The following is a 9952-nucleotide window of genomic DNA, read 5'->3' on the forward strand; positions in this document are numbered from 1 at the left end:
CGGTGCCTCAAGTCACCTATCGTCTCGCGATCGCCCTTTCACTCGGGCAGGGGCCGGAGGCTGGGCTCTCATGCCGGCATCAGGCGCGTCACAAAGGACGAGGATATGCTAGTGAATTGCCGGTTTCGACCCGCATATCATTCGACTTATCGCGCGTGGGTCGCGCTTCAACGCGAAACATCAAGACTCAAGGCTGTAGCGCGCTGCCCATGGTAAGTGGCGCGCCGTTGGGTCTTGCGTGATGAAGCATGCCGGACCTGGCGGGGATTGGCGCGACGCTCATCTCTATGCCCGTCTCGCCGGGATCGATCGTGCCGGGCTGATGTGGGAATGGCTGCGCCGTGATCCCGGCTATATCGCCTGGTACACGCGCGCCAGCACGGCGACGCGCGGGGGCGCATCGGCAGAGTCTCAGGTGGCTGGCGATCCAGCGCAATGGGGGATTCACTTTCGCCGAGCGACCGGAGGTCGAGGCCCCGGACGCGCGGATCATCTGGCATGCCGATGTCGATCCGGGCACGATGCGCGTCGTCGCCAATCCGATCGATCGGCGGCATCCCGACGCGATCGACCCTGCGCTCTTGGCGCCGTGGCTGACGATCGTTCGTGACGGGCGATGCGAGCATGCCGTGCTGTCGGACGGCTGGCATCATATCCGGATCGATGTCGAGCGGGGCAGCCTGGTCGCCGGCAAGGCCGTCATCCTGCATTACCAGTTGAGCGGCGTCGCGACGGTCCAACCCAAGCTTCTCCCACTCAGGCGGCTCGTCGATCTTTGCCGGACGAAGCGGTTCGCTCTGTCGCTATATCCGCCGGACAAGCGCGTCGATCGCTGGTTGCTGGCGCTTCGCGTTCATGATGCGGTTCAGTCGGGCGCCAGTCAGGGCGAGATCGCGACGGTGTTGTTCGGCGGTGATCAGGAGGACGGGACCGTTGGCCGTCGATCGGATTCACTCAGATCGCGCGTCCGGCGGCTGGCGGTCGATGCGCGGCGGCTGGCCGGCGGGGGTTACCGGGCATTGATGAAGCGGCGGGACGGTTCGCACACCGGATGAGGCGCCTCGCACGGCCGGGCCGTGCGACCGCACGCTCTATGGCCCGCCTTTCAGGCGAGGCCACCGAGCCCCGCGCTGCGGGTCTCGGCCTGCCGGTGACGATCGGCTGGCGCGGGGGCCGGCAAGGCCGCCCCCAGGAAGGAAGACTATGGAGCGGGGCAATGACGCGCTCCGCCGATGCGAGGCTTGCGGCAGGGCGCGGCGCTCGGGAGCGGCCCCGCGGGCGCTCCAACCTCTCGCTCGGGCGACGCACCCGTTTTTTGGCGCAGCCGACAGCGGCGGTCTGCGCTCAAAAGCCCGGGTGACGCCGCTCGTTCGAGCGCGCCGGCCGGGATTCCCTTCGTTTGTTTGCGGCGGCTTCGCCGCCGGGTGCTGTGGTCGCCGCTCGCGCGGCGGCGTGTCTGTGGCCTCTCCCGGTCAAGCGGGAGTGCGCGGCGCTCCCTGCTAGGCCCGCCCGCGGGTCCGGCAAGCCGGCGCTTGCGCTTCGGCTCCTCCACTGCGTTCCGGCCCTTTGGGTGCCAGACCCGCTCTAGCGGTCCTCTTCGTTCGCTGCTGCCGCCCACCCCCGCTTTCTGCGGGGAGGCCCTGTCGGTTTTTCGGGCGGTGCAGGAGGATCGCGATGCACGGCACCAATTCACGAGGCTCGAAGGCCAGAGCGGGGAAGGGCGCGGCTGGCGCCGCGCCGGATGGCGGGACAGCGCGCGGGCGCTCGCGCAAAGCGGGGACGGGGCGCGGCAAGCGCGGTAACACCGGGACCGGCGGCTCGACCGGTAACGGCGCGGACGATCATTGCCGCTCCAGCCTTTATGAAGACGTGACCGCACGGATCATCGCCGAGCTGGAGGCGGGGCGCGTGCCATGGGTCCAGCCATGGGGCAGGGCGGGAGGTGCTGCCACTGGCTTACCGCGCAATGCGCTCACCGCGCGCTGCTATTCCGGGATCAATGTGCTGATCCTGTGGGGCGCCGTGATCGAGCATGGCTATCCGTCACAGGGTTGGCTGACCTTCCGGCAGGCGCTCGAAGCGGGCGGGTCGGTCAGGAAGGGCGAGCGCGGCACGACCGTGGTCTATGCCGATCGCTTTACGCCGGAGACTGAAAAGGCCCGCGCGGTCGAGCGCGGCGAGGATGCGAAAAGCATCGCCTTCTTGAAGCGCTTTACCGTGTTCAATGTCGCGCAATGCGACGAACTGCGGGCCGACCTCGCACCCGAGCCCGCGCCGCTTCCCGAACGCGAGATCGTGCCGGTTGCCGAACAGGTGATCGCCGCGAGCGGCGTGGCTTTTCGCATCGGCGGCGACCGCGCATTCTATGTGCCGTCGCGCGACTTTGTGCAGGTGCCGCCGCAGCCCGCCTTTTTCGAGCAGATCAACTATTATCGCACCGCGCTGCACGAACTGACCCATGCGACCGGCCACCCCTCGCGCCTCGCGCGCACCCTCTCGACCGCCTTCGGAACCAAGGATTATGCGCGCGAGGAACTGGTTGCCGAACTCGGCTCCGCGTTCCTGTGCGCCTCACTCGGGATCGAGCCGACCGTGCGCCATGCCGATTATCTGGCCGCATGGCTCGAGGTGCTGCGCGAGGACAGCAGGGCGATCTTCCGCGCGGCGAGTGCTGCCACCAAGGCCGCCGACTGGTTGCTCACGCGGCATCGCTCGACCTATCCGCTGCCCGGAGCCTCGCTCGCCATGGCGAGCGGGATGGTCGCCGCGCCCGGTGGGCCGTTCGCCCGCCCGCTCAGCCGCCTGACCTGCGGCCTTCAAGCGCCGTACGATGCGGGGTCACCGCTGACACCGGCCCTGTCCGCGTGCGCCGGGAAGGCATTGTGATGGACTTGCTCACTCCCGAGATCGCCGCGCGGCTGCGCGCCAATGCCGACGCGCAAGATGCCGCGAGCCGCGCCGGTACGCGCGAGCCCGATCCCGTGCCATTGGTCAAATTCTTCAATCCGCTTGGCGCAGCCACATGGCTCGCGACCGAACTCGACGCGGACGGCGACACGCTGTTCGGACTCGCCGACCTTGGTTTTGGCTGTCCTGAGCTTGGCTCGTTCAGCCTGTCCGAAATCGCAGCCGTGCGCTTGCCGTTCGGCCTCGGCATCGAGCGCGACATCGGTTTTTCGAGTGCCGTGCCGCTGTCGGTCTGGGCCCATACCGCGCGCCGCTCAGGGTCGATCCTCGACGCGGCGCGGCTGCTGCGCGCGATCGAGTCGCAGCTTCGGGCGAGTCCCGCGCCGGATGACGGCGACGCTCCCGATCCCGACCAGCTTCCGCCGCCCTGACGGGCGGCGGCTGAGGGTTCCCATCAAAGTACCACTTTGATGGAGTCCCTGACGCGCGGGCGCGTTTCGCCCGTCATCAAAACCGGTCCCGCCAATTGTCCAACGACCGACGGGACCGGCACTCACAAGGAGTAGAGTCATGAAACTCGATTTTATCCCGCTCGGCAAGCTGTCGGTCAGCAAGGCCAATATGCGCTATGGCAAAAAGGTGCCTGACGTGTCCGACCTGCTGCCCAGCGTGCGCAAGCGTGGCGTGATTCAGCCAGTGCTGGTGCGCCCCAATTGCGCGCCGGACTGTTTCGAGATCGTCGCCGGGCGGCGGCGCTTCACCGCCGCATGCCTGGTTGCCGACGAGGTCCGTGCCGCTGGCGGCGAGGCGGAAGCCGATGACAATCTGCTGCCCTGTGCGATCCTCGACACAAGCGACGACGCCGATGCGGTCGAAGCCTCGCTGATCGAGAATGTCGCGCGGCTCGATCCCGATGAGGTGACCCGCTGGGAAGCCTTCACCCGGCTGGTCAAAGAGGGGCGCTCTGTCGAGGATATCGCCACCACCTTCGGCTTGCCCGACCTGATGGTCCGCCGCGTGCTGGCGCTCGGCAATCTGCTGCCGCGCATCCGCACACTCTATGCGCGCGAGGACATCGACATCGCCACTGTCCGCCATTTGACCTTGGCGAGCAAGCGCCAGCAGCAGGACTGGTTGAAGCTGGTCGATGATCCGACGACGCGCGCGCCAGTCGGCGCGCAGGTCAAGGCATGGCTGCTCGGCGGGCAGTCGATTGCGGCGAGCCTTGCTTTGTTCGACGTGGACACGAGCGGCGTCGTGACGGTCGCCGACCTGTTCGGCGAGGATCGTTATTTCGCCGATGCGAGCGCGTTCTGGACCGCACAGGACGCGGCGATCGCGGCGCGGTGCGACATCTATCTCGCCCAAGGCTGGGGCGAGGTGGTGATCGTTCCGGCGAGCGCGCATTTCCATAGTTGGGAATATGAGAGAGCCGGCAAGCGCAAGGGTGGGCGGATCTATGTCGATGTCCGCGCGACCGGCGAAGTAACCTTCCATGAAGGCTATGTCAGCCGCAGGGAGGCTGAGCGTGCGGTGCGCGGGATGACCGCAACGGGCGAGAAACCCAAGCGCGCCGAGATCACCTCCGCTGGTCAGACCTATGTCGATCTGCACCGCCACGCCGCCGTTCGTGCGGCACTGACGGCGCATCCCGGCGTGGCGCTGCGGCTGATGGTCGCGCATCTGATCATTGGCTCGCCGCTCTGGACCGTGCGTCGCGAACCGCAAGGGGCACGCGATGATGCCACCCGCGAGAGCGTCGAGAATTGCACCGGGGAGACGCGGTTCGACGAGCGTCGTCGCGCGGTGCTGGCGCTGCTTGGCATGGACCCCGAGCGCGCCACGGTGACCGGTAGCAATGGCGATGATTACGGGCTGGTCCGGTTGTTCCTGCGCTTGCTCGACTTGCCCGAGCCTGCGCTCGGCGACGTGATCGCGGTGGCGATGGGCGAGACGCTCGCCGCTGGCGGCGCGGCGGTCGAGGCGGTCGGGCTGACCCTCAACATCGACATGGCGCAGTGGTGGCAGGCCGATACGGCGTTCTTCGATCTCGTGCGCGACAAGGAGGTGCTGCGTGCGATGGTCGCCGAGGTGGCGGGCGAGGCGGTTGCCCAGGCCAATGCCAAGGAGAAGGGCGTGACGCTCAAACGCATCGTCACCGATCATCTTGGCGGTTTGGGCGGCAGGAGCAGGGTCGAGCATTGGGTGCCGAAATGGATGGCCTTCCCGCCCGCCGCCTATACCGGGCGCGATGGGGTCGGGACGGTCAAGGCGAATGCGACGGTCGCCGCCGCCAAGGCCGCTGACGAGCCCGATCCGACCGCACCGGCAGGCGCGGCGCTGTCGCCGGAGCCCGGTGACGGCAAGGGCGGCGGCGAGGGCGAACGTGCCGCAAACGACGATCAGGAAACGCAGGAGGGTGCCGCCGCCTGACGACGCGAAAGGCGCGCGGGGGTATGCCGCCCCGCGCGTTTTCCCGCCCGGAGAGTCTCGATTTGGACCGGTGAAATCCGGCCGCGCGCCCTCGCACCTGGCGGTGCTCGGGCGCGCGGCGGGCCGGTTCTCCGTGACCGTTCGAACCGGCATTGAGCAGCAAATGGGCAAGGGCAGTGCCGCACGCAGCTGCCCGGTCCGCGGTTTGCCACCGGGCCATTTCGGTTCATTCACGGCCTTGACCCGCTGATGACATGAGCAAACTCTGTGCCGGGCGGCGACTCGACCGCAACAGGGGATGCCAATGTTCAAACTCTCAATCGCGGCACTCGCCTTCGTGGCGATCGCGGCCACGCCGGCACTGGCGCGCGGCAGTCATAGCTATGGCGGCGGGCGTGTTCATTATGCCGGATCGACTCACACCAGCAGTCATGGTGGGCACTTTGCCGGTTCGTATCGCGGGTCGAGTCACAAGGGCGGCCATTATCGCAATGTCCGGACCAGCAATCGCTACGGCTACCATAAGTCCCGCTAGGCGGTTGACCTGGCCTCATGGGCGCGTTCCAATGCGGCCTGTGATGAGTTGAACAAGGAGAACTCGAATGCGGAAATTCTCGCTCGCGCTGGCGTCTTTTGCCCTGCTCGCGTCAACCGGCGCGCTCGCTGCCCCGTGCAAGGACGCCAAGGGCAAGTTCATCAAATGCCCGCCCAAGACTGCCGCCCCCGCCGCCACCGGTGGCGTGACCAAGGACGCCAAGGGCAAATGCCATATCGCATCGGGTCCGAAAAAGGGCCAGTTCACCAAATGCCCGTGATGCCCGATCGTCGATAACGACCGGAACCCTACTTCGCCTTTGGCGGTGACACAGCGCGTGCTGACGCCCACCGGCGACGCAGGGTATGGGCGCCCGCTTTTGCCCCAAGGGTCGAGAGCCGGGTATCGGCATGGACGAGATTTTCCGCCGGTCGCTTATACCGAATGCGGCATGGTCGGCGCGGCCCGGGCGAGTGCTAGGGTCGGCGCGGCCCGGGCGAGTGCTAGGGTCGCCGCCGCCAGTTCGACTTGGCTCGACTCGACTCCTGATGACGACGCTCGACCCGACCGCACCGGGTAAGATGGCGCTGCCGGATCCCGATGACGGCGGGATGATAAGGGCTACACGCACAGTGTGAAGGATGTGGCGCTCATGCGCCCGCCGCGTTAGGCATCGCGCAATGGACAGGACGGAGTCGAAACCGGGCGAGATCGACAACCAAACCTGGTTGATCGACGACGGTCATGCGATCATCGAGAAGAAGCGGGCGGGCGGGATCGACGCATTGACCCCGCGCGAACGGTTGATCCACTGCTTCTGGATTGCCGATTATAGTATGCGCAACGCCGGCGATCTGGCGACCGCGCGCGACCTCGACCCGCGCTATCTGAGCGATGCGCGAAGCGTTGCGGCGCTGCTTGACCTGCCGGTCACGGCCGCCGCGTTCGGCTTGAGCGAAGGCGAACTGGAGCGTCGGTTCTTCGATCTGTTCGATCGACTCTGCGACGAGTTGCGGGGCCGCTGATCGGCGCGCCGCCGGCAGCGCAGCGCTGCTGCAGCAATGCCCGGCGTCATGCCCGAGCGTGCGCTGAGAACGATTGGTATCGTCGTGCACGCTCCAGGCAGCTTGCCCGACACCCGGAACGATTTCCGGGGCGCGAGAGCCCAGCCCATCAAGTCATTCCGACACGTGCACATCCGCCGTAAACTCGCGCAGCGTACGCGGCTAAGTGTGCGTACCGGTAGTAAGGCGGGCATAGCATGATCGAGAATGTCAGGGATATCGCGCTTCTCGGACTGGGCTTTGGCGGCTTCGGCGCAGGGATCGCGGCCATCATCACTGCCTGGTTCAACGGTCGGTCGAAGCTCATCCGTGCGCAGCGCGGGGATCCAGAGACTGTTCCTCGGCGGCCCGCCGTGCCAATGCTTGTCCGAGGCGATCGCTGATCGGGCCTGCGACCGGCGGACGATCCGGCAAGGCGTTCCACACCCAGCGCGGCGAGATCATATGGCAAAACCAAAAGGCCACCGCGGAACATGGTTCGCAGAATGGGGCGGGGAGCAGATCCCGTGCGTGCACCAAGTCTATTTCGTCGTGCGCAAGGGAAAGCGGCCGATCTATGTCGATGATGCCGTCGGCGGAAATCCCAAATGGCCGCCCTTCATCGAAGCGATCCGCAAGCTGAAGAAGGTGCTCCTAACCTCCGACCATCTTGAAAATGGCGTTCCCACGGACCGGAAGGATTATCTGTCGCTGTGGCGGGTCGAGAATGTGCGCTACGAGCACCCCGTCCTGTCGTTCGAGTTCGCGGAGCGGCTACCGCCGGCCCGGTTCAGCTAGTCCGGGGCGAGATAATCTCTCAGCAGGCGCGTGCCTGGTGGCAGGCGCTGCATCATCTCGAAGACATATTTGGTCAGCGCCCGGATCAGCTTGCGCCACCACAGGTCGATCGCGAGGCTGAGCGTCTTCGCGACGCAATCATCGCAGATCGGCGAGGGCGACAGTCGGGTGATCGGAGCACGGTCATATGCGATCAATGCCACCCGTTAGCGCCAGTGCAAACCCTCTGCTTTACCGGGAAGCATCGGCGTCGCCGGACGGTGCACGCCATCACTTCTCCGGCTTCGCGACGCTCTTGGCCGCCCGAGACACGGCGCGAACGAAATCGCGATTGACCTCGCCTTCGCTGATCGCCGGCGTCGACCAGAGGATCGCGCGCGACGGGAAATAACGGTTCGACGGACCAGTCGTCGAGAAAATCAGCACCGGCTCGCCGTCGCGCTCGGCAGGCTGCAAGTCGATCGTCGCCAATTGCACCCGCTGGCCGCCGACCACATCCCATACGCTGCCGCGTACATGGCCGCGCTCAACAGATCCGTCGAGTTGGACCGGTGAAAAGACATAGCGCCTGGCAAGGCCGCCCGAGCCGATCGTGCCCGTGTCCTCGCCCCGATAGACCTGCATCTCGACCTCGACCGGGGCTCCGTCGAGCGCGTCGATCGCTGGATCGCGGCGTTTGGCGATGACGTCTCCCCCCGGCTGGCTCGACCAGGCACCGCTCAGGTTCCGGTCGAGAAAGAGCCAGTTGCCGATGCGCTCGGTCGCCTTGGGCTGCTCGGTCGCGAACCCGTTGATCTTGGCGGGCAGGTCGAGCAGGCCGAGAAACAGCGAGGCGATCCAGCCGCTCGCCGCAGCGGCGGCGATGAGCCAGCGGCGCTCACGCGCCGATCGCGGCGGCTCGACGATCGCGGCCGGGCGGGGCGCTGGTTGCGGCGGAATGACGACCTGCTTTCGGTCGATCCGGGTTGGTGCGCGCGACCCTTTTGGCGGCGGATAACGGCCCATCAGCGGGGCGCCATTGCGCACCAATCGGGTTTCGGCGTGCCGCGCGGCCACCACCGCGCGACGCCGATCCGGACCAGTTCGGTCGCCAGGTCACGGCCGCTGAGCGTGACGCGTGCGACGGTTCGATTATAGCTGCGGCCAGTTCTAACCAGCCCGACATCGCGGCGATTGAGCAACGCCCTGGCGCGGGTCGAGGCGGTCTGGCCGAGCACGATCTCGGCTGTGCATTTCGCCTGACCTCGACGTGTTTCCGGCGCGTCGATATCGGCGATCCGGATACGCTCACCGCTCTCCAGCCGGAAAGTATCGCCATCCGTGACATAGCGGATTCGTTCCTGCTTGGGCGGGGTCGCGGCAGTGATCAGCAGCGCCAGCGAAGCGAGCATCACGCGCGGCGCGAGACTGGCTATGCTTGGCTCGCTTCGCCCGTGCCCCATCCTGGGTCTCGTCTCGATCATCATCGTCCAGGCGATATGGCAGGGTCGCGTCGCTGGCAATCGCCCGTCCGTGCGCGGGGCATCATCGGCAGCCTGTCAGCCCTTCACGCTTCCCTTGAGCGGGGCCATCGTTGAGCATGACTGTCTTTTTCGCACTCCGTGCCGAACCGGTCCCGGCTCCTCGGGCGCATGACCTGGAACGGCCGGCCGCCGCCCAAAACCATCGCCTGCCGGCTTATTTCCCCGCCCATGTGCCATGGGCTCCTCGCGGGCGCTTCGCTTCAAATAAGCCTTTGGCTCCGGTCCTCCGCTGCCGCTTCGGCCTTGCGGTTCGGGTGTCTGCCTGGCCGTCCCTGAGGTCCGCCCATCGCCCGGAACGGTTCGGGCGAGTTAACGCAAGGAGACCTGCAATGCCCGCAATCGGTTATGTCACCCGCGAAGGAAACGGCTTCAAGGGCGAGCTCAAGACGCTGTCGATCCGCACCGACATCATGATCGTGCCCAATGGCCAGAAGACCGCCGACACCCAGCCCGACTATCGGGTCTCGGCCGGTGGGGTCGAGGTCGGGGCCGGCTGGGTGCGGCGCGGCGAAATGTCCGGCAAGGACTATGTGTCGCTCAGCCTCGCCGCGCCCGAATTCGGACCCCGGCGGCTCTATGCCAATCTCGGCCGCGCCGCCGGCCAGGACGATGACGATGCCTTCGCCATCATCTGGAATCCGGCCGACTGAGTGGCCGGCGATCCGCGCGCCGACCCGGCGCGCGGATTTGTCCTGGCACCGGGTCGAAAACGC

At 66.8% G+C, this 9952-nt stretch carries 13 protein-coding genes; 10 read left to right on the forward strand and 3 right to left on the reverse strand.

The genetic code is table 11. The annotated features are described in order from the left end of the window. Window positions 1–341: 341 nt before the first annotated feature. From G4G27_RS07010 to G4G27_RS07050, 9 genes are all read left to right on the forward strand, one after another. Complete coding sequence (locus G4G27_RS07010; RefSeq protein WP_183112669.1) at window positions 342–1055, forward strand: DUF2285 domain-containing protein; 714 nt, start codon at window positions 342–344, stop codon at window positions 1053–1055. Between the two features lie 619 nt (window positions 1056–1674). Continuing rightward, a complete protein-coding gene (locus G4G27_RS07015; protein WP_183112670.1) occupies window positions 1675–2886 on the forward strand; it encodes a zincin-like metallopeptidase domain-containing protein in 1212 nt (403 codons plus the stop codon). Next, on the forward strand, window positions 2886–3338 hold the full coding sequence (locus G4G27_RS07020; protein ID WP_183112671.1) for a DUF2958 domain-containing protein: 453 nt from the start codon (window positions 2886–2888) through the stop codon (window positions 3336–3338). Before G4G27_RS07015 ends, G4G27_RS07020 begins: the two co-directional genes overlap by 1 nt. 139 nt (window positions 3339–3477) lie before the next feature. Further along, complete coding sequence (locus G4G27_RS07025) at window positions 3478–5340, forward strand: ParB/RepB/Spo0J family partition protein (protein WP_183112672.1); 1863 nt, start codon at window positions 3478–3480, stop codon at window positions 5338–5340. A gap of 304 nt (window positions 5341–5644) precedes the next feature. Further along, window positions 5645–5875: a hypothetical protein gene (locus G4G27_RS07030; RefSeq protein ID WP_183114011.1), complete on the forward strand. Its 231-nt coding sequence runs from the start codon at window positions 5645–5647 to the stop codon at window positions 5873–5875. Window positions 5876–5942: 67 nt separating this feature from the next. Then, entirely contained in the window at window positions 5943–6155 is a 213-nt protein-coding gene (locus G4G27_RS07035; RefSeq protein WP_183112673.1) for a hypothetical protein, read from the forward strand. A 400-nt stretch (window positions 6156–6555) separates the two neighbouring features. Then, window positions 6556–6900 carry a hypothetical protein gene (locus G4G27_RS07040; protein WP_183112674.1) on the forward strand — a complete coding sequence of 115 codons (345 nt, stop codon included), beginning with the start codon at window positions 6556–6558 and terminating at the stop codon, window positions 6898–6900. A gap of 236 nt (window positions 6901–7136) precedes the next feature. After that, entirely contained in the window at window positions 7137–7322 is a 186-nt protein-coding gene (locus G4G27_RS07045; RefSeq protein WP_183112675.1) for a hypothetical protein, read from the forward strand. Window positions 7323–7383: 61 nt separating this feature from the next. Continuing rightward, entirely contained in the window at window positions 7384–7716 is a 333-nt protein-coding gene (locus tag G4G27_RS07050) for a hypothetical protein (RefSeq protein ID WP_183112676.1), read from the forward strand. Here G4G27_RS07050 and G4G27_RS07055 read toward each other — a convergent pair. The 3 genes from G4G27_RS07055 to G4G27_RS07065 all read right to left on the reverse strand — a co-directional run bounded on the left by G4G27_RS07055 (window position 7713) and on the right by G4G27_RS07065 (window position 9158). After that, window positions 7713–7919: a hypothetical protein gene (locus tag G4G27_RS07055; RefSeq protein WP_183112677.1), complete on the reverse strand. Its 207-nt coding sequence runs from the start codon at window positions 7917–7919 to the stop codon at window positions 7713–7715. The genes G4G27_RS07050 and G4G27_RS07055 overlap by 4 nt on opposite strands. 67 nt (window positions 7920–7986) lie before the next feature. Beyond that, a complete protein-coding gene (locus G4G27_RS07060; protein WP_183112678.1) occupies window positions 7987–8721 on the reverse strand; it encodes a hypothetical protein in 735 nt (244 codons plus the stop codon). Continuing rightward, window positions 8721–9158, reverse strand: a complete 438-nt coding sequence (locus tag G4G27_RS07065; RefSeq protein ID WP_244624590.1) for a thermonuclease family protein — start codon at window positions 9156–9158, stop codon at window positions 8721–8723. Before G4G27_RS07065 ends, G4G27_RS07060 begins: the two co-directional genes overlap by 1 nt. A gap of 410 nt (window positions 9159–9568) precedes the next feature. Between G4G27_RS07065 and G4G27_RS07070 the strand changes: the two genes are divergently transcribed. Then, window positions 9569–9889 carry a DUF736 domain-containing protein gene (locus tag G4G27_RS07070; protein WP_183112679.1) on the forward strand — a complete coding sequence of 107 codons (321 nt, stop codon included), beginning with the start codon at window positions 9569–9571 and terminating at the stop codon, window positions 9887–9889. Window positions 9890–9952: the final 63 nt, after the last annotated feature.

This window comes from Sphingomonas sp. So64.6b, from assembly GCF_014171475.1.
In the GTDB taxonomy this organism is placed as follows: domain Bacteria; phylum Pseudomonadota; class Alphaproteobacteria; order Sphingomonadales; family Sphingomonadaceae; genus Sphingomonas; species Sphingomonas alpina_A.